This window comes from Microbacterium sp. CFBP9034 (assembly GCF_034045255.1).
GTDB lineage: Bacteria > Actinomycetota > Actinomycetes > Actinomycetales > Microbacteriaceae > Microbacterium.
This window is the reverse complement of sequence record NZ_JAXCWC010000001.1, coordinates 1,086,265-1,112,309: the sequence shown is the minus strand read 5'-3', so window position 1 is coordinate 1,112,309 and position 26,045 is coordinate 1,086,265. Positions and strand designations below refer to the sequence as shown.

The 26,045-nt window shown below is 68.8% G+C and carries 23 protein-coding genes; 8 read left to right on the top strand and 15 right to left on the bottom strand.

The genetic code is table 11. From position 1 onward, the window contains the following. Positions 1-144: 144 nt before the first annotated feature. The 5 genes from SOM19_RS04940 to SOM19_RS04920 all read right to left on the bottom strand — a co-directional run bounded on the left by SOM19_RS04940 (position 145) and on the right by SOM19_RS04920 (position 4,434). Positions 145-1,008: a carbohydrate kinase family protein gene (locus tag SOM19_RS04940; RefSeq protein WP_320485437.1), complete on the bottom strand. Its 864-nt coding sequence runs from the start codon at positions 1,006-1,008 to the stop codon at positions 145-147. Positions 1,009-1,049: 41 nt separating this feature from the next. Continuing rightward, a complete protein-coding gene (locus SOM19_RS04935; RefSeq protein WP_320485436.1) occupies positions 1,050-1,358 on the bottom strand; it encodes a putative quinol monooxygenase in 309 nt (102 codons plus the stop codon). A 29-nt stretch (positions 1,359-1,387) separates the two neighbouring features. Next, positions 1,388-2,188, bottom strand: coding sequence for an ATP-binding cassette domain-containing protein (locus tag SOM19_RS04930; RefSeq protein ID WP_320485435.1), 801 nt, complete (start codon positions 2,186-2,188; stop codon positions 1,388-1,390). After that, positions 2,185-3,222 (bottom strand): ABC transporter permease, encoded by a 1,038-nt coding sequence (locus SOM19_RS04925; RefSeq protein ID WP_320485434.1) that lies wholly within the window; start codon positions 3,220-3,222, stop codon positions 2,185-2,187. Before SOM19_RS04925 ends, SOM19_RS04930 begins: the two co-directional genes overlap by 4 nt. A gap of 108 nt (positions 3,223-3,330) precedes the next feature. Then, entirely contained in the window at positions 3,331-4,434 is a 1,104-nt protein-coding gene (locus SOM19_RS04920; RefSeq protein ID WP_320485433.1) for a substrate-binding domain-containing protein, read from the bottom strand. A 126-nt stretch (positions 4,435-4,560) separates the two neighbouring features. Here SOM19_RS04920 and SOM19_RS04915 point away from each other — a divergent pair, with 126 nt between their 5' ends. Beyond that, positions 4,561-5,604 carry a LacI family DNA-binding transcriptional regulator gene (locus SOM19_RS04915; protein ID WP_320485432.1) on the top strand — a complete coding sequence of 348 codons (1,044 nt, stop codon included), beginning with the start codon at positions 4,561-4,563 and terminating at the stop codon, positions 5,602-5,604. A gap of 4 nt (positions 5,605-5,608) precedes the next feature. On the opposite strand, the gene SOM19_RS04910 is transcribed toward SOM19_RS04915, so the two are convergent. The 5 genes from SOM19_RS04910 to SOM19_RS04890 all read right to left on the bottom strand — a co-directional run bounded on the left by SOM19_RS04910 (position 5,609) and on the right by SOM19_RS04890 (position 15,235). Next, on the bottom strand, positions 5,609-6,613 hold the full coding sequence (locus SOM19_RS04910; protein WP_320485431.1) for a LacI family DNA-binding transcriptional regulator: 1,005 nt from the start codon (positions 6,611-6,613) through the stop codon (positions 5,609-5,611). Positions 6,614-6,671: 58 nt separating this feature from the next. Then, positions 6,672-8,957, bottom strand: coding sequence for a beta-glucosidase family protein (locus SOM19_RS04905; protein WP_320485430.1), 2,286 nt, complete (start codon positions 8,955-8,957; stop codon positions 6,672-6,674). Between the two features lie 150 nt (positions 8,958-9,107). Next, entirely contained in the window at positions 9,108-10,163 is a 1,056-nt protein-coding gene (locus tag SOM19_RS04900) for a LacI family DNA-binding transcriptional regulator (protein ID WP_320485429.1), read from the bottom strand. A gap of 126 nt (positions 10,164-10,289) precedes the next feature. After that, a complete protein-coding gene (locus SOM19_RS04895; RefSeq protein ID WP_320485428.1) occupies positions 10,290-12,572 on the bottom strand; it encodes a glycoside hydrolase family 3 protein in 2,283 nt (760 codons plus the stop codon). Continuing rightward, the gene (locus SOM19_RS04890) at positions 12,569-15,235 is read right to left on the bottom strand and encodes a family 78 glycoside hydrolase catalytic domain (protein ID WP_320485427.1); all 2,667 of its coding nucleotides are present in this window, start codon (positions 15,233-15,235) and stop codon (positions 12,569-12,571) included. Before SOM19_RS04890 ends, SOM19_RS04895 begins: the two co-directional genes overlap by 4 nt. Before the next feature lie 252 nt (positions 15,236-15,487). On the opposite strand from SOM19_RS04890, the gene SOM19_RS04885 reads away from it, so the two are divergent. The 4 genes from SOM19_RS04885 (at position 15,488) to SOM19_RS04870 (ending at position 20,013) form a co-directional block, all read left to right on the top strand. Continuing rightward, positions 15,488-16,804, top strand: coding sequence for an ABC transporter substrate-binding protein (locus tag SOM19_RS04885; RefSeq protein ID WP_320485426.1), 1,317 nt, complete (start codon positions 15,488-15,490; stop codon positions 16,802-16,804). Between the two features lie 206 nt (positions 16,805-17,010). Beyond that, a complete protein-coding gene (locus SOM19_RS04880) occupies positions 17,011-17,865 on the top strand; it encodes a carbohydrate ABC transporter permease (RefSeq protein WP_320486662.1) in 855 nt (284 codons plus the stop codon). After that, on the top strand, positions 17,862-18,686 hold the full coding sequence (locus SOM19_RS04875; protein WP_320485425.1) for a carbohydrate ABC transporter permease: 825 nt from the start codon (positions 17,862-17,864) through the stop codon (positions 18,684-18,686). The genes SOM19_RS04880 and SOM19_RS04875 overlap by 4 nt, the downstream gene beginning before the upstream one ends. A gap of 85 nt (positions 18,687-18,771) precedes the next feature. Beyond that, positions 18,772-20,013, top strand: a complete 1,242-nt coding sequence (locus tag SOM19_RS04870) for a glycosyltransferase (protein ID WP_320485424.1) — start codon at positions 18,772-18,774, stop codon at positions 20,011-20,013. A 5-nt stretch (positions 20,014-20,018) separates the two neighbouring features. Here the strand turns inward: SOM19_RS04870 and SOM19_RS04865 are convergent, their stop codons facing one another. Further along, positions 20,019-20,948 (bottom strand): hypothetical protein, encoded by a 930-nt coding sequence (locus SOM19_RS04865; RefSeq protein ID WP_320485423.1) that lies wholly within the window; start codon positions 20,946-20,948, stop codon positions 20,019-20,021. A gap of 162 nt (positions 20,949-21,110) precedes the next feature. Here SOM19_RS04865 and SOM19_RS04860 point away from each other — a divergent pair, with 162 nt between their 5' ends. Together SOM19_RS04860 and SOM19_RS04855 are read left to right on the top strand one after the other, a co-directional pair. Then, positions 21,111-21,320, top strand: coding sequence for a hypothetical protein (locus SOM19_RS04860; RefSeq protein WP_320485422.1), 210 nt, complete (start codon positions 21,111-21,113; stop codon positions 21,318-21,320). A 32-nt stretch (positions 21,321-21,352) separates the two neighbouring features. Continuing rightward, entirely contained in the window at positions 21,353-21,841 is a 489-nt protein-coding gene (locus SOM19_RS04855) for a hypothetical protein (protein WP_320485421.1), read from the top strand. Between the two features lie 4 nt (positions 21,842-21,845). On the opposite strand, the gene SOM19_RS04850 is transcribed toward SOM19_RS04855, so the two are convergent. From SOM19_RS04850 to SOM19_RS04840, 3 genes are all read right to left on the bottom strand, one after another. After that, positions 21,846-22,889 (bottom strand): glutathione synthetase, encoded by a 1,044-nt coding sequence (locus SOM19_RS04850; RefSeq protein ID WP_320485420.1) that lies wholly within the window; start codon positions 22,887-22,889, stop codon positions 21,846-21,848. 90 nt (positions 22,890-22,979) lie between these two features. Continuing rightward, entirely contained in the window at positions 22,980-24,287 is a 1,308-nt protein-coding gene (locus SOM19_RS04845; protein WP_320485419.1) for a peptidase MATCAP family protein, read from the bottom strand. Further along, positions 24,284-25,084 carry an N-formylglutamate amidohydrolase gene (locus tag SOM19_RS04840; protein ID WP_320485418.1) on the bottom strand — a complete coding sequence of 267 codons (801 nt, stop codon included), beginning with the start codon at positions 25,082-25,084 and terminating at the stop codon, positions 24,284-24,286. Before SOM19_RS04840 ends, SOM19_RS04845 begins: the two co-directional genes overlap by 4 nt. A 358-nt stretch (positions 25,085-25,442) precedes the next feature. Here SOM19_RS04840 and SOM19_RS04835 point away from each other — a divergent pair, with 358 nt between their 5' ends. Continuing rightward, a complete protein-coding gene (locus tag SOM19_RS04835; RefSeq protein ID WP_320485417.1) occupies positions 25,443-25,691 on the top strand; it encodes a hypothetical protein in 249 nt (82 codons plus the stop codon). Positions 25,692-25,743: 52 nt separating this feature from the next. On the opposite strand, the gene SOM19_RS04830 is transcribed toward SOM19_RS04835, so the two are convergent. Continuing rightward, a complete protein-coding gene (locus SOM19_RS04830; RefSeq protein WP_320485416.1) occupies positions 25,744-26,031 on the bottom strand; it encodes a hypothetical protein in 288 nt (95 codons plus the stop codon). Between the last annotated feature and the right edge of the window lie 14 nt (positions 26,032-26,045).

Below are 26,045 nucleotides of genomic sequence, written 5' to 3'. Positions count from 1 at the left end.
CGGGGCGAGCCGACGCAGCTGTGGGGGCCGGCAAGCGGCGGTGAGGTCCGCGAAGGTTTATCGATCCACCTCCACGGCGTTTCGCCATGTTAGCGGTCACAGCGCGGCCGGACAAGAGCCGCCCCATCGTGGGACCGGACCGCCCTAGACGATGTCGAGTTCCCTCGCCCAGGGGAGGTCGGCGCCGGCTCGTGACACGGTGAGCGCGGCGGCCCGAGTCGCTGCCTGGCCGATGGCCTCGAGCTCCTCCTGTCGAAGTCCTGCGCTGCCGCGGTCGAGCAGGGAGTGGATCAGCGATGCCATGAAAGTGTCGCCCGCACCGATCGTGTCCACGGCGTCGATGCTCACCGCGGGGATGCGGACGCGCTCGGTGCGGGTCGCGAGGATGGCGCCTTCCGCGCCGAGCGTCAGCACCACCAGCCGTGGCCCGAGCTCCAGGACCGTGACGATCGCCGATTCCGCCGACAGGGCGGGGTAGAGCCAGGACGCATCCTCGTCGCTGAGCTTCACGACCGTTGCGAGACGGGCGAGCAGCTCGAATGCGGCCACGGTGTGCGGGCGGTCGCCGACGAGGTCGGGCCTGATGTTGGGGTCGAAGGTGATCTCTTCGGCCTGCGTCCGCGCCAGGGCTTGCCGGACCGCGGTCGCGCCCGGCTCCATGAACGCGGCGATGGACCCCGTATGGACGATCCGCGCGGTGCCCGCCGGGGACTCGAAGCCGTCCCACCGCACGTCGAAGTCGTACTCCGCGTGACCGTCCGGACCGATTCGCGCGGCTGCGACGGAGGTGCGGGAGGCCGACAGCGACGCGGGCAGGACGTGGACGGCGGAACCGCTGAGGTGCTCGAGAACGGCGCGCCCGCGGAGGTCGTCGGCCACCTGCGTGAGCAGCCCGACGGACACTCCCCGGCGGCCGAGGCCCAGGGCGACGTTCGCGGGGCTTCCCCCGACGTGCTCCACGATGCGCGAGCCGTCGTCCACCACATCGATGAGCGCTTCCCCGATCACCAGGACATCCCACGTGGGCCCCGCGGGGGCCCCATCCGTCGTCATGCCCGCGTCACCGGCGTGAGGAAGCTCAAATCGCTTCCGGACCCCTGGATATGCTCCCGCAGCGCCTGATTGAACGCACGACCGGCCGACGCTGCGAGGTGCGCTTCGAAGGCGTCACGGTCGCGGTACGTCTCGAAGACGAAGAACCTCAGAGGCTCGTCTTCTCGTCGATAGACCTCGAACGCGACGTTCCCGGGCTCGGCCCGGACGCTGTCCGCGTAGCCGAGGATGAGGCTCGCCACATGGGCCTCCGACCCCGGCTGCGCGGTGAACTCCGCATACAGCACCACCGGCGAAGTCGGCACGGCACCAGTGGTCGCAGGGGCGCCCGCCGTCATGCCTGTGCCGCACCGGTCATGATGGCGACCGCATCCGTCATGGAGTGGGACTGCGGGGTGATGGTCGCCGCGCGCTTGCCGAGCCTCTGGATGTGGATCCGGTCGGCGACCTGGAACACGTGCGGCATGTTGTGCGAGATGAGGATCACGGGAACCCCCTGCTCGCGGAGCCGTCCGATCAGCTCCAGGACCTGATTCGATTCGCGGACGCCCAGAGCCGCAGTGGGCTCGTCGAGCACGACGACCTTGGAGCCGAATGCCGCAGCGCGCGCGACGGCGACGGCCTGGCGCTGTCCGCCGGAGAGGTTCTCCACGGCGACGCTGACATCCTGGAGGGTCGAGATGCCGAGCTTCTGGACCTGGTCGCGCGCCTCCTTCCTCATGCCCGACTTGTCGAGCGCCCGGAACACCGACCCGGCGATTCCCGGCTTGCGTCGTTCGCGTCCGAGGAAGAGGTTGGCCGCGACGTCGAGCGCGGGTGACACGGCGAGGTTCTGGTACACGGTCTCGATCCCCGCGGCCCGCGCATCCTGCGGCCGCTTGAAGTGCACCTCCTTGCCGTCGAGCAGCAGGGTCCCCTCGTCCGGGATGTAGGCCCCGGTCAGGCACTTCACGAGGGTCGACTTGCCGGCGCCGTTGTCGCCGATGATCGCGAGCACCTCGCCCGCGTGCAGCTGCAGGCTGACACCGTCCAGGCCGACCACGCGGCCGAAGGTCTTGACCAGGCGCCTGGCCTCGAGCACGGGCGTCTGCGGAGGGGTGGGCGCCGGGTGGACGGCGTCTTCGATGAGGGTCACTTGCGTACCTTTCTGATCCACTGGTCGACCGCGACGGCGACGATGACGAGAATGCCGATGGCGAGCGTCTGGTAGAGGCCGTCGACGCCGGCCAGGAACAGGCCGTTGCGGAAGACCCCGACGATGATGGCGCCGAGCAGCGTCCCCCAGATGAGCCCGCGACCGCCGAAGAGAGACGTGCCCCCGATGACGACGGCGGTGATGGAATCGAGGTTGAGGTCGGCGCCGGCGTTGGGGCTGGCGGCTCCGGATCGTCCGATCTGGATCCACGCGGCGACGGCGAGGACCGCTCCGGCGGCGATGTAGACGCTCATCAGCACCCGGCCGGTCGAGATGCCGGCGAGACGGGCCGACTCGGCGTCGTCCCCGACGGCGTAGACGTGACGACCCCAGGCCGTCCGGCCGAGGACGTACGCGACGATTCCGTACAGGACGAGCATGATCAGCACGCCGACGGTGAGCCTCACGTCGCCGATGGGGAAGGCGGTCCCCGTCCAGGTGAGGAGCTCGGGCATCTCCGCGCGCCGGATCGTCTGCCCGCCGCTGTAGAGCAGGGTGAGGGCGACGAAGATGTTGAACGTGCCCAGCGTCGCGATGAACGGCGGCAGCTTCACCTTGGTGACGAGGAACCCGTTGAGGGCCCCGGCGGCAAGGGCGGCGACGAGACCGGCGAGCAGGGCGATCGGTGCCGGGAAGCCGTTATCGTAGGCCGTCTGCGCCATGACCATCGAGGCGAGGATCATGGCGGCGCCGACGGAGAGGTCGATGCCGGCCGTGAGGATGATGAGGGTCTGCGCGATCGCGACCGTCCCCACCACGGACACCTGATCCAGCACGAGCGACAGGTTCGCCGGCGCGAAGAATCGGGGGTTGATGCTGCCGAAGACGATGATCGCCAGGATCAGCACGATGGCCGGGCTGATGGCCGGATACCGGTGAAGGACACCGCGGATGCGGTCCAGCGGTGTGCGGCGGTCGAGGAACTCGGCGGCGAGGTCGAGCGTCGAGGTGGGCGGTACTTGTTGTTGAGTCACAGGTTCACTTCCGTCGGTGACGACGCGGCAGTGCGCGTAGCGGATGAGGTGGGGGGTGCTGCGCTCCGGCGCGGCCGGCGCGCAGCACCCCGACAGGAAGGGCGTTTTCTACTCGCCGCCCCAGCAGATGTCCGCGGCCTCGGCGGTGTCGATGGACTCGACTCCGTCGACCGGGCTGTCGGTGACGAGGGCCACTCCGGTGTTGAAGAAGTCCAGCCCCTCGGTGGTCTCGGGGGCGGTGCCCGACTCGACCAGCTCGACGATGGCCGCCACTCCGAGCTCGGCCATCTTCACCGGGTACTGCTGGCTGGTGGCATCGATGATGCCGTCGGCGACCTGACCCACACCGGCGCACCCGCCGTCGATCGAGACGACGAGGACGTCTTCGGGGCTCTTCCCGGCGGCCTCGAGCGCCTGGTGTGCTCCGTACGCCGCGGGCTCGTTGATCGTGTAAACCACGTTGATGTCGGGGTTCTTCGCGAGAAGATTCTCCATCGCGGTCCGGCCGCCGTCCTCAGCGCCCTGCGATGCCTCGTTGCCGACGATGGTGTAATCGCCGCCCTGACCGCCCGAGTAGGTGCCGGTCGGCTCCTCATCGCCGTTGACCGTGTCATCGGCGAGGTCGATGCCCATCCCGTCGAGGAATCCCTGGTCGCGGCTGTAGTCGACGCTGACGGCCTTGTCGTCGAAGAGGTCGATCAGGCCGATCACGGCATCCGCGCCCTCCAGGGTCTCCGCCGTCCACTGCCCGATGTACTGCCCCGCGAGGAAGTTGTCGGTGGCGAACGTGATGTCGACGGCGTCCGCCGGGTCGGGGACCGTGTCCAGGGCGATCACGAACAGGCCGGCGTCGCGCGCCTTCTGGACGGCGTCGAGCACCGCGGGGCCGTTCGGCGTGATCAGGATGCCCGCGTCGCCCTTCGAGATGGCCGCCTCGATGGCCTGGATCTGCGTGTCCTCGTCGCCGTCCTCCTTGCCCGCGGCGAGTGTCAGGCTCACGCCGCTCTCCTCGGCCGCCGCCTGGGCGCCCTCCTGCATCGCGACGAAGAACGGGTTGGAGTTCGTCTTCACGATGAGCGACACACCGATCTCGTCCTCGCCTGCGCCCTCGGAGCCGCCGCCCGCACCCGCGGAGCCGGCGCACCCGGCAAGGCCCAGCACTGCTGCGGCTGACACTGCGGCGAACGCGAGCGCGGGACGCTTGGTCCTCATGTGATTCCTCATCGAATTCCTCTCGGCGGATCGTCGTCCCGTTGACAACGATGTCAGTTAAGGAAGTAGTCGATGTTTCCACTAGTGTCAAGTGAAACTGAGGAGCGAAACCAAGCCGTGACATCGATGTCAAGTTCGCAGCCCCCCGCCGGGCGCGAGTCCCGCGTGACGATGAAGCAGGTCGCCGCACTCGCCGGCGTCGGGATCAAGACCGTGTCCCGCGTCCTCAACAACGAGCCCAATGTCTCCGTGAAGACGGCCGAACGCGTCCACGACGCCGTCCGCGCGCTGGACTATCAGCTCGACCTCCAAGCGGGCAGCCTGCGCCGCATCGACGGCCGCACGCGCACGCTGGGGCTCCTCGTCGGCAGCGTCGACAACCCCTTCTCCGGTGCGATCCACCGAGCCGTCGAGGACGCGGCGGTGGGACGCGGGATCGCCGTCTTCGCGTCGAGCCTGGATGACGACCCCCGGCGCGAGGAGTCCGCGGTGCGCGCGTTCCTGCAGCGCCGCGTCGACGGACTCATCCTCACCACGGCCCGCCGACGACCCGACTACGTCACCAGCCTCGGAGACCGCGGCATTCCGGCCGTCTTCGTCGACCGTCGCCCGATCGACGTCGACCTGGACAGCGTGACCAGCGACAATCGCGAAGCCGCTCACCGCGCGACGACCCACCTCGTCGCGCGCGGCCACCGGCGCATCGCCCTGCTCGCGGACCGCAGCGATCTGCAGACGGCGGACGAGCGAAGGCAGGGGTTCCTCGATGCCGTGGGGCGGGCGGGGATCCCCACCACGGAGACGGTGACCGTGATGGACCTGCACGATGCGAACTCGGCCGAGGCCGCCGTGGCCGCCCTCCTGAGCAGCGACCGGCCGCCCACCGCGATCTTCAGCGCTCAGAACCTCATCACCGTCGGGGCGGTCCACGCGCTCCGGGCCGCCGGCGCACAGAGGTCCATCGCGCTGATCGGCTTCGACGACATCCCGCTGGCGGACCTGCTCGAGCCCGGCGTGACCGTGGTGGCGCAGGACCCATACGAGATCGGACGTGTCGCCGTGGAGCACGTGTTCTCGCGGCTCGAGGGGTACGCCGGGCCCGCACGGCATACCGTCGTTCCCACCACGCTGATCGCGCGAGGCAGCGGCGAGATCGAGCCGGCGAGGTAGCCGGTCAGGCGACGGGGCGGGTCGAGGTCCTCACTCGCAGGTCGGGCACGAACACCTCGTGAACCGGCGCCGTACGGCCGTCGATGCGCTCCAGCAGGAGCTGGATCGCCCGCTCCCCCATCAGGTCGCCCGGCTGGTGCACGGTCGTGAGCCCGAGCCCGGGGTGGGCTGCGATGGGCACGTCGTCGTAGCCCACGACCGACAGGGCCGACCCGGTCTCCGCCACGGCGCGCAGAGCGCCGATGGCGAGCTCGTCGTGCGCGGCGAAGAGGGCTGTGGTCGTCCAGCCGCTCTCGATGGCCGCACGGACGACGGCGTAGGCGGCATCCTGACCCTCGTCCGTCCAGAGCACCGTCTCGTCGATCCCCGTGCGTGACATCGCCGCGCGATACTCCCTCAGACGCACCCCGTGCGGAGACAGGGCGGCCTCATCGGACTCATGCAGCGTGAGGTGGGCGATGCGGACGTGGCCGAGCTCGAGGAGGTGCGTGATCGCGGCGTTCGCGCCGGCGACATCGTCGCCGGTCACGGTGTCGTACTCGTCGGAGGTGTCGGAGCGCCCGAACATCACCACGGGGGTTCGTGTGGCGATGCGTTCCAGGGCCTCCTGCCCGACGCGCGGGGACACGGCGATGACGCCGTCGACCTGCCGGTCGATCAGCGCCTCGATCGCGCGCAGCCCCTCCCTCGAGCCCTCCTCGGCCGGGGCGATGACCACTTGGTAGTCGGTGCCCGCGAGCGCTCGCATCGCGCCGTTGAGCATCCGCGTGAAGAACTGGTTGCCGAAGTCCGGGATCTCGATGCCGATGGTGAACGTGCGTCCGCGCATCGCTCGGGCGGCGACCCGCGGACGATAGTCGAGCTCGGTCATCGCGGCGGTCACCCGTTCCCGCATCGCATCGCTGACCCCGTACGCGTTGCGCAGCACCTTGGAGACGGCGGCGCGGGAGACGCCGGCTGTCGCAGCCACGTCCTCGATCGTCGCGGTGCGGCGCTGGTCGAGAGTCATGAGACGAGGGTAGTCGTGGCACTGCGCCCCCGCTGATCGCGGGGGCGCAGTGCGTGGATCACTTGTTCTTCTTGCCGTCGATGTCGACCGCCGTGCCCTCCGTGAGCGGGAGATCACGTGAGGACGAACCCACCGAGACCACGTAGGTCCCGTCGACGATCGTCCAGGCATCCGCGTTCACATCCCAGATGCTGTACGGCTGGTTGCTGTCGGTCGAGTCGATCACGACCTCGACCTTCTGCTTCTCACCGGCTGCGAGCTCGATCCGCTCGAAGCCCACCAGGCGCTTGCCCGGCTCGGCGGCGGCGTCCGGCAGGGCGAGATAGACCTGCGGGATCTCGACGCCCGCCCGGTCGCCCTCGTTCTCGACGAAGAAGGTCACGCGCGTCTCGACGGCGCCGTTCTTGACCTTCGTCTTCACCTTGAGCTTCGAGTACTCGAACTCGGTGTACGACAGTCCGTGTCCGAACTCGAACAGCGGCTCGATGCCCTGCTCGTCGTACCACTTGTAGCCAACCTGCAGCCCTTCGGAGTACGAGACCTGGCGCACCTCGGTCGAGCCCGCGGGGCGGGTGGTCGAGCCGTTGGAGAAGACGCCCGGATAGCGTGCCGGGTCGGTGCCCGTCGGAGTGTCGGCGACGGACTTCGGGAACGTCATCGGGAGCTTGCCCGACGGATTGACGTCTCCCCACAGCAGGCCGGCGAGTGCGGGCCCCATCTGCTCACCGGCGAACCAGTTGCTGAACACGGCGTCGACGTCGTCCACCCAGGGCATCTCGACCGCGGTGCCGCTGTTGAGCACGACGACGGTGTCGTCGTTCGCTGCCGCCACCGCTTCGACCAGCGCGTCGCCGTTCGAGTCCAGGCGGATGTCGGGGATGTCGGAGAACTCCCCGGTGCGGATGTAGCCGAACACGATCGCGACATCGGCCTGCGCGGCGGTGGCCGCAACCGACGCGAGGTCTGCTCCGTTGTTGTAGAGCACGGTTCCGCCAGCCGCTTCAACCCGTTCGGTGATCGACGTCAGCGGGTCCACGACGTTGTCGCAGTTCAGCACGCCACGCGCGCCGAAGCCGCCGGCCGAGCATGCCTGCACCGTGCTGATGCCGTTGGTCGGCGTCTTGGACGCGGTCGGCCCGACGACTGCGACCGTGAGCGGTCCGTCCTCGAGCGGCAGGATGCCGTCCTCGTTCTTCAGCAGCACCGCGCTCTGCTCGGCGAGCTCGCGCGCCAGCGTCCGGGACTCGTCCGTCGCGGTGACCGGGGTCGACGTCGCGGGCAGCGGGTGGTCGAAGAGCCCCGCCTTGATGTACGAGCGGACAACCTGGAAGGCCGCCTCATCGATGCGCTCCTGAGTGACCTCGCCCGCGGCCAGAGCGGCGTCCAGCCGGACCGGCGTGAACCAGATCGGTCGGTTGAGCTCCTGGTCCAGACCCGCCATCAGCGACGGGCCGGTCGAGTGGACCGAGCCGAAGTCGCTCATCACGTAGCCGTCGAAGCCCATCTTGTCGCGGAGGCTCGTGGTGAGGATGTCGTTCTCGCACGCCCACACGCCGTTGATCTGGTTGTACGAGCACATCAGGCTGTCGGGGTCGCTCTCCTTGATGGCGATCTCGTACGGCAGGTCGTACACCTGGCGGAACGTGCGCTCGTCCATGTTGGACGAGCTGTTGTTGCGGTCGAGCTCCTGCTCGTTGGCGACGTAGTGCTTGAGGTTCGCGATGACCGGCTTGTCGGGGCTGCCGCCGTCCTCGATGCCCCGCACGTTGGCGGCGCCCATGAGACCGGACAGCAGCGGGTCCTCGCCGAAGTACTCGGCGGTGCGACCCGACAGCGGAGTGCGTCCGCTGGCCACGCCGGGTCCCAGGATCACGTTGCTGCGGTTGTCGAAGGCCTCGTCCGCGTGGATCGCGCCCTTCTGCTCGTTGAGAGCGAGGTTCCACGACGCGGCGATGGCGATCGGGCCCGGCCACGCGGTGGTTCCCGCCTTGTTGTGCGCGCCTTCGGCTCCGTTCGAGTAGATCACCGTGGGCGTGCAGTCGACCTGCACCGGGTAGACGACTCCGCCCGACCATGTGGTCTGCGTCGGGCTGTTGGCGGGCTGCTCGACGAGCCACCGGTACTTCTGGTGCTGCGTGCTGGCATCGAGCAGCGCGTCGGCCCGCTCGTCGGCGCTCTTCGAGGTGTCCATCCAGGGCACCGTGGAGCAGTCGGCTGCGACGGCGGGCGTCGCGAGCGCGACGGTCCCTCCGGTCGCGATCAGCGTGGCGCCGAGCAGCAGCGCGGTGGCACGTCGCCGTGCGCGCGGAGAGCGTGCGGCACGGGGGTTGTCAGACAACGTCATCGTCGAATCCCTCTTCCTTGAAGGTGGTGTGTAGACCGTTCTACATGGTGTAGACCGTTCTACGGTGCCAGCCGCATGAGCCGGTTGTCAAGACTCGGAGGATGAATCCCACATGAGAGATCGAACCGCCCCGATCGGTGCGGAAAGGCCTCAGGGCGAGGGCGAGAGCGAGCTGGCCCGCACGACGAGGTGCGGCTTGAGCGACACGGTGCGCCGGGTGTGCGGCTCGCCGGTCAGCTCCTCGAGGAGAAGCCCGAAGGCGACGGCCCCCATCTCCATGCCCGCCTGAGCGACCGTCGACACCGGGATCGCGGCATCCCGCGCCGCGGCGTTGTTGTCGTAGCCGATCACCGCGAGGTCCTCCGGCACCCGCAGGGCGCCCTGCACCGTGTGGATGATCGACAGGGCCACGAGGTCCGACGTGGAAACGACCGCGTCGGGACGCACGAGCGGGCCCAGCTCACGCAGGCGGCGGCCGATCGCGGCACCTTCGGCGAGGTGGTCCTCGAAGGCGACATGCTCGACGGTCAGCCCGACGCCGTCGGACTCTTCGACCGCGCGTCGAACCCCGTCGAGACGCTCCTTGATCGGGGCGAGCCGCACGGGTCCTCCGACGAAGTGCAGCCAACGACGGCCGAGGTCGATCATGTGACGCGCCGCCAGGTAGCCGCCGAGCTCGTCATCGCTCACCACCGATGACCCGTAGTGCACCGGTCGCGCGGCGTTGAGCACGACGGCCGGGCCCCGCAGGCCCTCCGGCTCGCGGTAGTCCGCCGCCGCCTCGAACGGCGCGATGAGGACGCCGGCGAAACGGGCTTCGTCGAAGACCCGCAGCAGCTCCTGCTGCTTCTGCTCCGCGTTGACGCTGCTGGCCACCAGCAGGGAATGTCCGGCCTCGGTCGCCGCTTCCTCCGCACCGCGCACGATGTCGACGAAGAACGAGTTCGCGAGATCGGTGACGATCATGCCGACCGTGCGCGAGCGACCGCGAGCGAGCGAGCGCGCCTGGCCGTTGGGCACGAAGTCCAGCAGCGCGATCGCCTCTTCGATCGCGACCTGGGTGGCCGTCGCCACCTTGTCGCGGTGGTTCAGGAAGTTCGACACCGTGCCGACCGAGACGCCTGCCACCCGGGCGACGTCCGATAGCGTGGAGCGCCGGGCCCCGCCACGGCGGGGGCGCGAAGCCGGGAGTTCTGCCGCGGTCACGGGCACTCCTCTCCGCCGACCCAGGGCCCGCCACCCGTGGCGCGAGTCATCGCACGCCGGGAGTCTTCGCGCCAGTGAACCATGCACACCCATTCTCGACGATGAGACGGGCGGGTTTTGACTCGATCACGTCAGATCCGCCTCCACGGTGGCACGCAGGTCGCCGCGGGAGAACCCGACGCTCACGGAGATCGGACCCGTGTGCGCGACCCATCGACCGTCGACGCGACGCTCGAGAGCCTCCCTGTCGACGCCGACGCGGACCTCGCGCTCCTCCCCCGGCTCCAACCGGACGACCGCGAACCCGACCAGCCGCAGGGTGTCGGACTCCGCCCCCCGGGCGTAGAGCTGCAGCACCGCCTTGCCACCGCGTTCGGTGCCGCAACGGACGCGAGCGACGACGTCGCCCCCATCGGCTGTCGCCCCGACCAGCTCGATGCGGGAGTAGCCGAGACCGTGCCCGAACCAGTAGGCCGGTGGGATGTCGCCCCGCTCGTAGCCGCGATAGCCGACGTCGACGCCTTCGGCGTACTCCACCCGGTCGATGCCGGGATCGATCGGAGCGACCGGCACCTCGTCGGCGGGCACCGTCAGCGGCAGGCGTCCGCCGGGCTCGGCCCGGCCGCTCAGCATCGCGGCAAGGGCGGGGGCGAACCGCTCTCCGGAGTGGCCGACGTGCAGGATCGCCGCGACGCGCTCGCGCCATGGCATCAGGACCGGGCCGCCGCCGTGCGTGATCACTATCACCGGCACGCCGGTGGCGACCAGGGCATCGATGATCTCGGCCTGGCCCGCGGGGAGCGCCAGGTCGTCGGCATCCATCGCCTCTCCCGTCACCCGGCCCGCGAGCACGAGGACGGCATCGACACCGGATGCCGCTGCCACCGCCGCGTCGACGCCGGGGGCCAGCGGCGCGGCGCCGAGCACCAGGTGCGGCATGATCGGCGTTCCGGGCACGGCGATGGCCGCCCCGCTCCGGTAGCGCGCGAGGAGGGTGCGCTCTCTGCCGTCACCCGTGGGCACCAGTGTCTGCAGCACGTACGTCGGCCCGGCGATCATCGGCGAGGCCTCGCGGAACCCGGCGGCGATCGGCGCGCCGTCGAGGAGCAGCTCGAGCTCGCCGGCGAACTCCGCGGTCACGACAAGGCTGTCGGATGACGCCGGAAGCGTGACGGTGAGCTCGGCCGCCCATTCCGCATCCGGGCGAGCGGGGTCGGCGCGCAGCTCGGCAGTCTCGAGCGGCACGGCGTGCTCGCCGTCCGCGTCCCGCACCACCGCGGAGAGGGCGAACCCGTCCTCGACCCGCAGCGCCGGCTGCGGCACATTCGCGAAACCGGAAGCGGATGCCGTGACCTCGATGCCGTCGTGCGCGAGGGCGTCGACGAGATCCGGGAGGCGGTCGTCGGTGAGGGTCACGCTCGCGGCGCCGCCCACGACCAGGCGGTGGCGGACGTCCTCGATGCCGACGAGCGCGACGCGCGCGCCTTCCGGCAGGGGAAGCGCGCCGGTGTTGCGCAGCAGCACCGAGCCGTCGATCGCGACACGCTCGGCGAGTGCGAGCGCGGCCGCGGTGGCGAGCCCACTGGGGTCGATCTCACCCGTCGCCGCGACGAGTCCCACCGCAGCCGCGGCCGCGCGCACGTGGTCGCCGAGCGCGCTGAGGAGCTCGTCATCGGCGGCGGCGACCATCTCGGGCGTGCGTCCGGCCAGCTCTTCCAGCCCGGCGATGTCGAGGCCCGCGTGAAGGGCGGCCTCGGCATCCCGCACCCCGAACAGGAAGTCGGGCACGGTCACACCCTCGAAGCCCCACTCGGTGCGCGGAAGCTGCAGCAGGTCCGGCGACTGGCAGGCGTAGACGCCGTTCAGCCGGTTGTACGAGCCGAGCAGGCCCGCGACGCCGTACTTGCGGACCGCTCGCCGGAACGGAGCCATGTACACCTCGTGGAGCGGACGCTCGTCGATGCAGACGTCGACCGCGTCCGTTCGGGAGCCGAACGCGCCCTCGCCCGTCCGCAGCCGTTCGACGTTGTTGCCGACGAAGTGCTTCGCGATCGCGAGCGCGCCGCGGGATTGGATGCCGCGGCCCATGCTCCCGCCGAGTTCGCCCGCGAGGAGGGGATCCTCGCCGAGGTTCTCGCCGATGCGGCCCGACCGGGGGTCTCGGGCGATGTCGAGCGCCGGGGCCAGGAGGATGTTGTGGCCGGCTGCGATCAGCTCGCCGCCGAGCAACTGGCCGTACTCCTCGGCGAGCGCCGTGTCGAACGTGGCGGCGAGGGTGATCGCGCTGGGGAGAGCGGTGGCACCGGATACCCCTCGGATGCCGCAGCTCCCGTCGGCGTACGAGAACGGCGTCACCCCTCCCCCGGCGAAGTCGTTGAGAGCGAGCCGCTCGTCATGGGCGCGTGTCATACCGCGCTCCGCTGCCCCAGCGCCCGGTCGGGCTCGGCGACCGCGGGCTCGGTGACCGTGATGCGGTGGAGACCCGCGCCGACGCGCTCCGCCGCCCGGCCGCCGTCGATCGTGACCTGCGACCCCGGGCCGACGGGGAGGTCGAGAACGGCTTCCGCGCCGAACGGCACGCGCAGCTCGATCTCGAGCACGCCGCCCGCGAGGCGCCAGTCGATGCCGACGGGCCCGAGCGCGGAGAGGATCTCCGCCGACACGTGGGTGATGGCGGGTGTCGGGCGCGGCGCGACCCGCACTTCACGGTATCCGGGGCGCTCGGCGACGGGCGCGAGCCCGGCGACCGTCCGGTAGACCCAGTCGATCACGGCGCCGTACGCGTAGTGGTTGAACGACAGCATCCCTTCGCCGGTCTCCATGTCTCCCGGGTGGATGGAGCCATCGGGACGCAGGGCGTCCCAGCGCTCCCAGACCGTCGTCGCGCCGCGCTCGACCTGGTACAGCCACGAGGGCGCCTCGCGCCGCAGCAGCATGGCGAAGGCCTCGTCGAGGTGTCCGGTGCGGGTCAAGGCCGGGAGGACGAGGGGTGTGCCGAGGAACCCTGTCGCGATTCGGCCTCCCTCGTCGCGGACCAGCTCAGCGAGGCGTTCGCCGAGCTCTGCGGTCTCGGCCAGGGGGGCGATGCCGAACTCGATGGCGAGCGCGCAGCCGGACTGGGTGGTCACGGCATGCGCTCCCCAGCGGATCCATGATGCGACGGCCACTCGGTCGGCGAGCGCATCGGCACGCAGGGCTCGCTCCGGGTCGCCGACGAGGCGTTCCGCGCGGGCGAGCAGCCGGGCGCTCCAGCTGAAGAAGGCGTTCGCCACGAAGTCGCCCGAGACCTTGGCCTCCCACGGGCGGTCGCCCGGCGCATCGGGATCGAGCCAGTCGCCGAACTGGAACTCACTCGGCAGCAGCCCCACCTCGCCGGCGCGCCGCTCCAGGTGGTCCACCCATCGGCGCATGCTGTTCAGCTGCTGGGCGAGCCCCTCGGCGCTGCCCGTCGACTCGTAGACGGCCCACGGCACGATGGTCGCGGCATCCGCCCACCCTGCCCGGCCCATGATCTGCGACTGCCCCGTGGCGTCGAAGTCGGTGTCGCGGATGATGTTCGGCACGACCGCCGCAACGGCGCCGTCCTCGTCCTGATCGATCTCCAGGTCGACCAGCCAGGAGCGCCAGAACGCCTCGCTGTCGAAGAGGGTGCTGGCTGTCGCCGCGAACGCCTGGGCGTCCCCCGTCCAGCCCAGCCGCTCGTCGCGCTGCGGGCAGTCGGTGGGAACCGAGACGAAGTTGTCGCGCTGCGACCACGCCACGTTCGCGTGGAGCTTGTCCAGCGTCGGCTCGCTGCTCGAGAAGCGCGAGCGCGGAGGGGTGTCGGAGCTGATCGCAATGCCGGTGGCCTCGAGCACCTCGGCACCGGTGACGTCGGCATATTGGAAGCCGTGGAACGTGAAAACGGGCTCGAGCACGTGGTCGCCGTCGCGATCGAGGACGTAGGTGTCGGTGGCGCGAGCACTGCGCAGTGCGGCGACGTGCAGAGCGCCGTCCTCCTCGAGCACCTCGGCATGGCGGACGACCACCTTGTCGCCGGCTCGTCCGCGCACGACGACGCGCATCCAGCCGGCGATGTTCTGCCCGAGGTCGATCGCGACCCGGTCGGCTTGCACTGTCAGCGTGCCGGGCAGTTCGGCGACCGTGCGGACCGGCGGTGCGAAGCGGGGCCGGAACAGGGAGCGATCGACGTCGAGCACCCGCACCGGGTTCCACCCGTCGTCGTCGAAGCCGGGCAGATCCCACCCGTCGGGTTCGAGGCGGAGGTCGATGTCGGAGCCGTCGTAGATGCTGCTCATGAGGATGGAGCCGGTCGAGGCCCGCCAGGACTCGTCCGAGGAGATGCGCACCGTCGAGCCGTCCGCCAGTTCGATGTCGAGCTGGGCGAGGACGCCCAGCTCGCTTCCGTAGTGCTCGCGCTCGTTGCGCCAACCCATGCGTCCGCGATACCAGCCATCCGCGAGACGGACGCCGACGACGTTCTCTCCGACGGTCAGCGCCTGGGTGATGTCGTGAGTCGCCACGAGCACGCGCTCCTGGTACGCCGTCCAGCCGGGGGCCAGGTGTTCGTCGCCGACGGGGCGCCCGTTGAGCCGCACGTCGTGCAGCCCGAGGGAGGTGATTCGCAGGCGGGCACGGACCGGCTCGGACTCGAGCACGAAGGCGCGGCGCAGGTACGGGTTCGGTCCCTCGGTCGCGGACTCGACGGTGATGACCGGCGCCTCCAGCGTGTCCACGGCGCCCTCGACCGTGAGCGCTTCGCTCCACCTGCTCCAGCCCGCCGCCGTGGCGATGCGCACGGCGAACGAGCGGGCGCGGCCCTCCGGCAGCGAGCCGCCGGGAGCTTCCACTGCGATGGAGGCGTCGCCGGCCACCGGCGACTCCTCCGTCCATGCGTCGCCTTCTCCCCACGCCACCTGCGATCCGAGCTGGCGGGTCGCGGTGGTGCTCTGCACCGCCCACGACAGACGAAGACCGTGCCGAGGCACGCCGAGCAGATCACCCGGGTGCTGCGAACGCACGGACACGAGAGTCCCCTCGTCGAGACGAGTGAACGGAGGAAGGTCGGCCACGAGGTGTTCCTTTCGGCGGCTTTGCACACATGAAGCGCTTCAACACTACGACAGCATGGGGCAGTCGCACCACCCGCGAAATGATCGGCCGGCATCACCAGGTCCTCGCCTGGAGGCCGAAAGACGGGCCGTGATCGATCCGTGACCGTCCGGGATGTTGACAGCGGGACGCTGATCGTCTTACAGTCTTCACGTGTTGAACCGCTTCAACATTCCCGACCGCAGCATCACATGTTTACATGGAGGTAAGCAATGACCATCCGCACCCCGCGTCGCGCAGCCCTGGCCCTGGTGGCCGGCGGCGGTGCTGTCGCGCTCGCGCTCGCCGGCTGCTCGGCCGGGAGCGGCGGCGACGCCGCCAGCGACGAGCCCGTCACGCTCACGCTCCTCGCCGACAACTCCGAGTCGACGCTCCTCCCCACCCAGGCGATCGTCGACGCATTCATGGCCGAGAACCCCGACATCACGATCGAGATCGAGACTCGTCCGCAGGGCGCGGAAGGCGACAACGTCGTCAAGACGCGGCTGTCGACCGGCGAGATGACCGACATCTTCCAGTACAACTCGGGCTCGCTCCTGATGGCACTCAACCCCGACTCCACGGTGCTGAACATCGGCGACGAGGAGTTCGTCGACAACCTCTCTGACACCTTCGTCAGCGCGGTCTCCACCGACAACGGCGTCTACGGGGTCCCGATGGGCACCGCCATGGGCGGCGGCATCCTTTACAACATCGGCATCTATGAGGAGCTCGGCCTCGAGATCCCCACCACGTGGGACGAATTCATCGCCAACAGCGAGGCTGCCACCGAAGCGGGCTACGCCGGCGTCATCCAGTCGTACGCCGACACCTGGACGTCGCAGCTGTTCGTGCTGGGCGACTTCTTCAACGTGCTCTCCGCCGATCCAGACTGGGCGACCGAGTACACCGCCGGCAACCGCAAGTACGTCGATGAGCCCGCGCTCGCGGGCTTCTCGCACCTGCAGGAGGTGCACGAGGCGGGGATCGTCAACGAGGACTACGCGTCGGCGACCTATGACGACGGCGTGCGCATGATCGCCACCGGCGAAGGCGCGCACTACCCGATGCTGACGTTCGCGATCCCGCCGATGGTCGAGAACTACCCCGAGTCCGCCGAGGGCGTCGGCTTCTTCGCGATGCCCGGAGACGGTGACGCCAACGGCCTGACCGCATGGACTCCGTCGGGCCTGTACGGCGCGGCGACGACCGAGCACCCTGAAGCGGTCAAGAAGTTCTTCGAGTTCGTGGCCAGCCCGGCTGCCTGCGATGCGCAGACCGAAGCCGTGGGCGCTGCCGGACCGTACCTGGTCGAGGGCTGCACGATCCCCGACGACGTTCCCCGCTCTGTCGCCGACATGCTGCCCTACTTCGAGACCGAGGGCGGCTCTCTCCCGGCCCTCGAGTTCCTGTCGCCCATCAAGGGACCGGCACTCGAGCAGATCACGGTCGAGGTCGGCTCGGGCATCCGCCCCGCCGAGGACGGTGCGGCCCTGTACGACGCAGATGTCGTCAAGCAGGCTCAGCAGCTGGGCCTCGAGGGCTGGTGAGCCTCCGACCTCTCTAGGTCACACTGAATCCAGGGGCCGGCCGGCTCTCGCCGGCCGGCCCCTCACTCTCCTCCCATCCGACACGAGAGATGCGAACCATGTCGATCACCCCATCCGCCACCGCGCTCCACGAGGCGGAGGACATCGCGGACGGAGACGCCCCGGGCTTCCGCACCCGCGCACGCCGCCGCAAGCTCGGTGGAAACATGTCGAAGCAGTACCCGATGTGGTTCTACATCCCCGCCGGCGTCCTGTTCGTGGTGCTGTTCCTGGTGCCGACCGTGGCGAGCTTCTACTTCTCGCTCACGCGATGGTCGCTGTTCGACATCCAGTTCATCGGCTTCGACAACTACGTCCAGTTCTTCAAGGAGCCGGCCCTCGTGCAGGGCTTCACCAACACGTTCATCTTCGGGTTCGTCACCTCGGCGCTGAAGGTCGTGCTGGGGCTGCTCATCGCACTGGTGCTCACCGGTCGCATCATCGGCCGCACCTTCCTCCGAGCGGTCATCTTCTTCCCGGTGCTCGTCTCGACCATCGGCGTCGGCATCACCTTCAAGGTGCTGATGGACCCGTTCGACGGCGTCATCAACGAGACGCTCGCTCTCGTCGGCATCCAGGGGCCGGAGTGGCTGACCAACCCCGCGCTCGCCCTCTACTCGGTCGCTCTCGTCGACGTCTGGCGCGGCGTGGGCCTCGCGACCCTCATCTTCATCGCGGGCATCGTGGGGATTCCCCAGGAGTACTTCGAAGCCGCCAAGGTCGACGGGGCGTCCGCGTGGAACAGCTTCTGGCACATCACCCTTCCGCTGCTGCGTCCGGCCACCGTGACGGTGGTGATCCTGTCGCTCATCGGCGGTCTGCGGTCGTTCGACCTGATCTGGGCCATGACGAGGGGCGGCCCCGGATTCAGCAGCGATGTGATCGCCTCGGTGATCTTCAAGCAGTACCAAGCCGGGTTCTTCGGCCTCTCCAGCGCCGGAAACGTCATCCTCTTCCTGGTTGTGACGGCGATCATCGTCCCGATCTTCTGGGCCCTCAACCGGAAGCAGGTCGAGCAGTGATCACCGCCGTCCGTCGGAACGTCGTCGGCGTCATCGCCATCATCATCGCCCTCGTCGTGTTCATCGTGCCGTTCAGCTTCATCCTGCTGACCGCGATGAAGCCGCAGCAGGAGGCGTCGCTCCTGCAGTTCAGCTGGCCCGAGCAGTTCGCCTTCTTCGAGAACCTCGTCGAGGTCATCTCCGCTCGCGACTTCATGCTGCTGTGGGCCTTCCTCAACTCGACGATCCTCACCGTCGTCGCTGTGACGCTCATGGTGGTGTTCTCGGCGATGGTGGGCTGGGTGCTGCAGCGTCGCCCGAGCAAGCTCAACCCCCTCATCAACTTCTTCGTCCTGAGCGGCCTGATCATCCCGCCGGCCGTCGTGCCGACGATCTGGGTGCTGCAGGGCCTCGAGCTCTTCGGCAATCTGCCGGGGCTGATCCTGATCGAGGTCGCCTTCGGGCTGTCGTTCTGCGTGCTGATGTTCCGCGCCTTCATCTCGACGATCCCGAGAGAGCTCGACGAGGCCGCCACCATCGACGGCGCCGGTCCGCTGCGCCTGTTCTTCACCGTGGCGTTCCCGCTTCTGAAGAGCGTGATCGTGACCGTGATCGTGGTCCAGTCGGTGTTCGTGTTCAACGACTTCCAGAATCCGCTGTACTTCCTGCCCGGCGAGCCGACCGTGCAGCTGACGCTCTACAACTTCCAGAGCCAGTTCAGCACGCAGTGGAACCTGCTCTTCACGAACATCCTGCTCATCACCATTCCGCCGCTGATCATGTACATCTTCTTCCAGAAGCAGATCGTCGCCGGAATGACGAGTGGGGCGGTCAAGGGCTGACAGCCCGCCGGTCGAGGATTCACCGGGAGAGCACCTCCGGCCAGAGTTGCCCTGCCTCCAGAGCGCCGTCGTAGGAGACTGAGGCATGGCCAACGTCCTCTTCTGCGCGGTGACCTTCAATCTGGCCGAGACGACGCGCATGATCCAGGTCGCACGCGCCCTCGACCCGAGCCATCACCCGGTGTTCATGGGCTACGAGAGCGATTACGTGTCACTCATCGCCGACGCCGGCTTCGAGTATCGAGCGTGCGCGCCGTCATGGTCCGAGGCAGAGCGTCAGCAGGCGATCGCGTTCGACCAGGGCAGAGCGATGCGGACCCCGTTCACGAAGGAGCTCGTCGCCGCACGCGTCGACGTGGAGCGAGAGCTGATCCGCGAACTGCGGTCACCGGTCGTGGTGACCGGATCGAACCTGACGTCCTATCTCTCCGCGCGTGCCGAGGGCGTGCCGCTGTTCTACCCCGTGCCGTTCGCACTGACCCTCGCCCAGGTCGAGCAGACCCGACACATGGACTTCGTCCGCGGAAGGGGCCGAGCCGCGCGGGCGGCCGATCGGCTCGCAACGTCGATCTTCCGCTGGGTGTACACGCGGGCACCTCTCGCTCCGCGCGCGTTCACCACGGTCGCGAAGGCGAACGGCGTGGCTCCGCTGCGCACCGTGGCATCACTGCTCACGGCAGATCGGAACCTGCTCACCGAAATGGAGTGGGAACTCGACGGCTTCCGGATCCCAGTCGGGTTCGAGCGAGTCGGGCCGATCTTCGCGCACGTCGACGTGCCGATCCCCCCGATCGTCGATCAGCTGGCCGCGGCATCCGATCCCCTCATCTATCTGGCGCTCGGCTCGTCGGCGAATCGCGGCCTCGCCCTCGAGGCGGCGCGGGCCCTCGGGACTCTGCCTGTCAACGTCGTCGCACCGATCCGCCACTATCTCGATCCGGGCGACTCCGTCCCCGACAACGTGCATGTGACGGACCTGCTTCCGGCGCACAAGCTCGGCGGCCTCGTCGATGCCGCCGTCCTCCACGGCGGACAGGGCACCGTGCAGACGGCGTGCGCGACGGGTGTGCCGTTCGTCGGGATGGGGCTGCAGCCCGAGCAGACCTGGCATGTACGGGCCTGCGAGCGCCGCGGCAATGCGATCGCCGTGTCGCCGAAGCAGGTGTCGAAGCCGCCGTTCGTCGATGCCGTGCAGCGGGTGCTGTCAGAGCCCGGGTTCCGGACAGCTGCGGCGGAGGTCCGTGAGGCCTACGCCCGGGAGGACGGCGCGGCCGCGGTCGCGCGTCTCATCGAAACCGAGATCGGGCGGACCAGCGCTGCGGATTGAGACGTTCACTGCTCGAGGAACCGGACCGGACGGTCGGCGATGTGAAGCCCGGACGACCGGATGGCCTCTTCGATCGCCTCGCGCTGCTGATCAGGAGCGACGATCTGCACCTTCTCGACGCCGTCGATGGGCGTGCCGCCGCCATCCGCCCAATAGCTGCTGACCGCGTGATCCTCGGCGAGTTCGGTGAGCAGGGCGAGGTACTCGTCGCTCTCGCCGGGCTCGAGCACGAGACCGAGATTGGCAGCGTTGATCTCAAGTTCCTTCTTCGAGTCGAGGCCGGCTGCTACGAGCAGATCGTCGGCGTGCGCGATGAGGGGCAGAAGGTGGGTGAAGCCTGCCTGCACCTCATCCTCGAGTGCGACGAGGGCGAATCTGCCGTTGTCCCACACGGACGGCTGGAGCGCGAGACCCGGGGCCACGATGTCCAGCTCGTCGACCAGGCGCACCGCATCGAACCCGAAGTCGGGACACTGTTCTTGGGCGCCGGCCGCGGCCGGGGCCGTGGGTCCTGCGTGGAGCGACACCTCGGCCGCGGACTGCGTCCTCACGCGAATGGACCACGTGACCGGGTCGGCATAGGACGGCGAGCAACCCGCGTCGAGCAGGCCGGGAAGTCCCGCCTCATCCACCGTGACGAATATCCACGACGTCGGGCTCCAGAACGTCGGCGCTTCGACCCACCGCTCCTTCTCGACGCTCTCGACCCCGGGAAGACTCGCCACTTCGGCCTCGAACTCGTCGAACTCCTGACTCGGACGATCGAAGTGCGTTTCGTTCACCATCCAAGCGAACAGGACGAGGGCACCGAGGAGGAAGCCGATGATCGCGAGCACCAGCACCGACAGCCACACGCGTCGCGCGGTCTTGGAGCGGGGGCGGTCCGGGTCCTGGTCCGGTGCGGGATTCGCTCCCGTCGTGAGTGTCGTGGACATCGCATCGCCTCCTGCCGCTGACCTGCTGATCTCGTTGGCACAGACCGTACTCGCTGCGGCGGGCGACGGCATGGCGAGAACGGAAACGGCCGGCGAACCCGAGTAGGAAGCGTCGTCGGATACTCCATGCGCAGCCATCGGGACGCCCGATAGTGTCAGGCCATGCAGGATGTTGCGACTCTGACGACGATGGTGTCGGCGATGTGGGTGACCATGGCGATTCTCGCCGGTGGGCTGGCGCGCACGAGAAACCGTTCGCCGTGGTACTGGTTCCTTCTCACCGTTTTCCTGGGGCCGATCGCGGCGTTCCTCCTGGTCGTCTGGCCGGCGCTCCCCGCGCGAACCGGCGTTGCGTCGATCGGTTCGCGATGACGCGTCGTCCGGCACGAGTTGCGTCGGCTGTGATGCTGGTGGCCGCCCTCGCCGTGGGCACGGCCGGTTGCGCGGCCTCCAGCGCCTCGGGGAGTCGCCACGCGATGTACGACAGCCTCGACTCGCTGGCTCGGGACAGCTCCGTCATCGTCGTCGGGTCGGTGACGGGTCAGCGCGAGGAGAGTTCCGCAGGATTCACCTCGACGATCTCCACCGTGGATGTCACCAACACCCCCACGAACCCGAGCCTGGGCTCGAACACCGAGCCGACACCGGTCGCCGTCGGCGATGTGATCCAGGTGAGGCAGGACGGCGCCGAACCCAGCGTCCTGCATGCGGGTCAGGAGTACCTTCTCTACCTGACACCCAGCATGCTCCCCGGCGACGAAGCCGCGCACTTCTTCATCACCGGCGCTGTCGCAGGGGCGTACGTGCGGGACGGCGACCAGTTCACGCGCGTCGCGATCGAGAGTGGCGACGACCTCCCGGACACGATCGACGTCGCGGGCGCCGAAGGCTGACCTCTCAGATCGTCGCCCGCTGTATGTTCGGCAATTGCGAGCCGTAGTGCTCCCGGATCCCGGTCTTCCGCTCGAGGTCTTCGATGACCGGGGTGGTGAAGTCCACGTTGTACAGCGCCCCGCACGATCCGAGACCCCCGGGCGAGAACACATTCACCTCCATGAGCTTGTCGCCCACGATGTCCAGGCCGACGAGGAACATGCCGTCGGCGATCAGTTTGGGGCGCACGGCTTCCACGAGTTTCAGCATCTCGTCGGTGACCTTCACCGGCTCGGCGCTCCCACCTGCAGACATGTTGGAACGAATATCTGCCTCTCCCGGCCGCCGACGGAAAGCGGCATACACGCCGTCGACCTCGAGAGCGCTGCCATTCATGACGAACAACCGCACATCCCCCTCTTTGGCCGCAGGCAGGTACTCCTGCGCCACCACGTAGCCGTCCCGGGCGATCGCCTCCACGATCTGAGTGATGTTGGGCTCCTCCTTCATGTTCACGAGGAAGACGCCCGAACCGCCTGAACCCTGCAGCGGCTTGAGCACAGCGCGGCCGCCGAGCTCCTCGATGAAGTGGCGGAGCCGCTCCTCGTCGCGCGAGATCATGGTGCGCGGGCGCACGACTTCGGGGAAGTGCTGGAAGTACGCCTTCGAGACGGCGTCGGCGAGGGAGCTGGGATCGTTGAGCACCAGAACGCCGGCGTTGGCGGCCAGGTGACCGAACGCCAACCCCGCCGTGTTGGCCCACGCACTTTTCACGGCGTCCACGGCCGGGTCCGCTCGGAGCATGATGACGTCGAAATCGTTGAGTTCGACGTGCCGTCGGGTATCCGCCTGCACGTCGTCCAGGTAGCGCTTGAGCGACCGGTAGGCCTTGCCGGTTTCCCCCGAAGCCACGCTCGCGGACAAGGAGTCGTCCGGCTCGTAGCCGAAGTCTCGCAGACCGATCAGGCACGCATCATGCCCGAGGCGGGTGGCTGTCATCGCGAGCCGGGTGGTGGTGTACCCAGGTTTCTCGGTAGCGATGTCATTGACGACGAAGGCGATCTTCATGCGGACTCCTCCACGTCGGGCGGTGCGTCGGTTGTGGCTTGCACTAGGGGTGGCGCCGGCGTCGGCGTGGCGCCGTCCTCGAGGATGAGCCTACGCATTGACCAGAGTCACCAGGTCAGCCGCGTGCGCGGCGTCCTGCAGCCTGCCGGCGGTCGAGGGCTCCGAGAGATACCGCGGCATCACCCGTGCAGGAGCGAGGAGTTCGCGTCCCGCCAGATCTTCGATGAGCGGCAGGTCCTCGATCGAGAACTTGCCGAGGAAGAAGAGGTCCAGCACACCGCCCGCAGCGAGGTGCTCGAGCAGCGCGAGGACTCCGCGCAGATAGATGGCATCTTTGGTGAAGCCGCCCGCACGGTACACGCGCATCGCAACCGTGTAAGCAGTCCCAGCGGGCAGACCGCGCCCCGTGAGCAAACGGTGCGTCTCGACGAAACTCGCTCCGCCCACCATCGAGTGCACGGCCACCACCCTCGCCGCGAGTTGGCGAAGCCGGGAGGCGGTGAGCCCGCCGCACGCGATCTCGGCCAGCACTGCGAGGCCCTCCTGCGTCTCGTCGTAGTGTGCGAGACCAGAGCCCATCATCCGGATCGGCTGCGCCAGGCCGTTCACCTGAGTCACCAAGTGGGTACCCACCTCGTGCTGCAGCAGAGCGTTCACGCGGGCGCCCGCCACTGCCGCATTGCGCGAGATGAGCAGGGTGTTGCCCTCTACGAGCACGCCGGAGACGTCCTCGCGGATCTCGGCATGCATGGCCACGTCCGCGTCGATGGACCTGTAGTGCTCGATCTCCGCCTGCGCCGCGGTCAGGAATCCTTCCGCGCCGACGGAGTCGTGCTCCAGAAGCCCGCCCGGCAGTCGGTCCAGCAGGTCTTCGGCACGACTCACCAGCGCGGGCAGCAGCGCTCCATACTGCGCGATCGACAGTTGCATGAAGTCTGGAGTGTTCCGCGCCCGGAGCATCTCCACGCGCAACGTCATCTCGCGCTGCCGATTCCGCAGCAGGGCGGCAAGGCTGGGGTCCTCGACGTGGTCGAGCGGCAGTGCGACCACCTGCGCATCGAGCACATCGGGGTCCACGTCGAGTTCCCGGTATTCGAACACCGGGTCCGACTCCGGGGACGCAAGAAACGCCGCACGAACATCGTCCGCGTTCACCGGGGTCATCTCGAGGAGGAATCGCACGCTTCCCGCCAAGGACGCCATCGCGTGGTCGACGGCGAGATCAGAGGGTGAGAAGCCGCCCCTGTCGATGGCACTCGTCTCGGGCCCTACGGCATCGCGCGAGTGGCTCGGCGCAGGGACGTCGGCACCCGGGGATGCACCGTCGGTCCGGCCGTCGGCGTTGATATCCGGAGGTGCGTCGGCGGAGTCGCGCCTCCGGGCGGGATCGGCGGTCATTGCTTCACCCCGCGCAGCGATTTCTCGACGAACGGAACGGTGCTCGCCAGCGCGCGAGCGAGTTCCTGGATGCGGCCGCGGTCGACCTCACCGGTCCACTCGTCCATGAAGACCTTCTTGAATTCGAGCGCGAGCACGACTGCTCGGTCGGGGTATCGGCTATGGGTCCAGGCCGCGAGCTGGCGCCCGCGGAAGCGCACGTTCTCCCGGACGTCGAGCGGGCCGCTCGAGGTTCCGGCGGCCGCGAGCGACTCGATGAAGGCATCCGCCACAGCGCCGAACCGCTCGCGATCCAGCGAGCCGGTACCGACATTCACCTCGGGGTTCTCCTCGCCCGGGGCCCCTGCGGCGTCCGCACCATCGCGCCGGTGATTGTAGGAGTGGATGTCGAAGACCACGAATGGTCCGCGTTCAGCTACTCGATCCAGACGGCGGCCCCACTCGGCGTAGAAGGCGTCATACACCTCGAGCGAGCCGGCCACGAGGGCCTCATCGAGTGGCGGGTTTCGGAGGATGTCCAGCCCCCACGCGTCCTCCGAGTTTCGGTAGACGGCCTCGTCCCGCTTGCGGTTCAGGTCCACTTCGAACCGGGACCGATGCATGAGGACGCGGGCGGGGATCAGGGCGCCGATCTCGTCGGTGTGCGGATCCTCCTCCCGCAGCCGATCGGGCTCCGCCAGGGCGAGTTCGGCGGCGAAGTCCGCACGGACGTCGTGCCCATTGTGGATCGCGGTGGCGATGAACTGTCCCGTCCAGTCGCCGACGAACTCGAACGCGTCACGCTCCGTCTTCGGCATAGGCCCTCACATCCCGATAGGCAGCGGCTCAGCCACTGGTCTGCAGCTGAACGCCTCATTGCGCACATGCCGTCCCGCCAGCCAGTCCTCAGCATCCCTGCTCAGCGAGGGAGGGGCCAGGGGTTGACTCGATGTCTCCGCGGCAGTATCAACACGAGCGCTGACCGGCCAGGAGAGACGGGAGAGGCGTCGATTTGCAGTGAGCGCCAAAGGCTATCCCCGACCCGGTTCCGGCCGAGCCGCGCGTCCTTCACAATGCGATTCGACATCCACTGCTGCCAGGGCTATCGCGCGTCTATCGCCGTGCCAAGCATCCTCTATACGCTGTCTCTCGGTCGACATGCTAGCGTCTGGTGTCATGCCTCGCCCTTACGGTGACCCCGTCGAGATCGTCACCGCCCCGATTCCCGCGCAGTCTCCCTTCATCCCCACCGATTCGAAGATCGTGGTAGGCGCGGTCGCGCCGGCCTCTCCAGATCCCATCCCGATCGTGCTGCTCCCCGGCTTCGAGTACCGGATGCGCGAGTGGCGGAACCCTGCCTCCCACGAGATGCACTGGAGGCTGGAGCGGAGAAAGTCCTCCCAACCCAACGAAGCGGACGAGTGAACGAAGGGGCCCGTCCCGACGAGCGAGAGATCGCTGACAGTGACCTGAGGTCTCAGAGCGCCGGTCGCCGCATTCGGTTGGACAGGCTGGAGCCCGCGAGGACACCCAGGGCGATGGCGACCATCGTCGACAAGGTGGCAGCGAGGGCGGTGCCCGCGGCCGCGTCGCCCCTCAGCAGGTCGGCCACTCCCACGAGTGCGTGCGCCCGGGTCAGGAGCGAGAACGCGGGGGTGAAGCTGACGAGGGCGGGGCTGGTCCCGAGGTTTGCCGTGCCACGAGCACGTCGCCGAGGACCCGCGCCGGGTAGGTCGCGGTGCTTGCTGAAGTCGCAGTCTGGCACGCCCATATCGAGGG

Coding starts and splice junctions, on each gene's coding strand:
- SOM19_RS04920 (WP_320485433.1), bottom strand. CDS start 4,434: ATGAGGACCAAGCGTCCCGCGCTCGCGTTCGCCGCAGTGTCAGCCGCA.
- SOM19_RS04915 (WP_320485432.1), top strand. CDS start 4,561: ATGTCAAGTTCGCAGCCCCCCGCCGGGCGCGAGTCCCGCGTGACGATG.
- SOM19_RS04910 (WP_320485431.1), bottom strand. CDS start 6,613: ATGACTCTCGACCAGCGCCGCACCGCGACGATCGAGGACGTGGCTGCG.
- SOM19_RS04905 (WP_320485430.1), bottom strand. CDS start 8,957: ATGACGTTGTCTGACAACCCCCGTGCCGCACGCTCTCCGCGCGCACGG.
- SOM19_RS04895 (WP_320485428.1), bottom strand. CDS start 12,572: ATGACACGCGCCCATGACGAGCGGCTCGCTCTCAACGACTTCGCCGGG.
- SOM19_RS04885 (WP_320485426.1), top strand. CDS start 15,488: ATGACCATCCGCACCCCGCGTCGCGCAGCCCTGGCCCTGGTGGCCGGC.
- SOM19_RS04880 (WP_320486662.1), top strand. CDS start 17,011: ATGTCGAAGCAGTACCCGATGTGGTTCTACATCCCCGCCGGCGTCCTG.
- SOM19_RS04870 (WP_320485424.1), top strand. CDS start 18,772: ATGGCCAACGTCCTCTTCTGCGCGGTGACCTTCAATCTGGCCGAGACG.
- SOM19_RS04865 (WP_320485423.1), bottom strand. CDS start 20,948: ATGTCCACGACACTCACGACGGGAGCGAATCCCGCACCGGACCAGGAC.
- SOM19_RS04860 (WP_320485422.1), top strand. CDS start 21,111: ATGCAGGATGTTGCGACTCTGACGACGATGGTGTCGGCGATGTGGGTG.
- SOM19_RS04855 (WP_320485421.1), top strand. CDS start 21,353: ATGCTGGTGGCCGCCCTCGCCGTGGGCACGGCCGGTTGCGCGGCCTCC.
- SOM19_RS04850 (WP_320485420.1), bottom strand. CDS start 22,889: ATGAAGATCGCCTTCGTCGTCAATGACATCGCTACCGAGAAACCTGGG.
- SOM19_RS04845 (WP_320485419.1), bottom strand. CDS start 24,287: ATGACCGCCGATCCCGCCCGGAGGCGCGACTCCGCCGACGCACCTCCG.
- SOM19_RS04840 (WP_320485418.1), bottom strand. CDS start 25,084: ATGCCGAAGACGGAGCGTGACGCGTTCGAGTTCGTCGGCGACTGGACG.
- SOM19_RS04835 (WP_320485417.1), top strand. CDS start 25,443: ATGCCTCGCCCTTACGGTGACCCCGTCGAGATCGTCACCGCCCCGATT.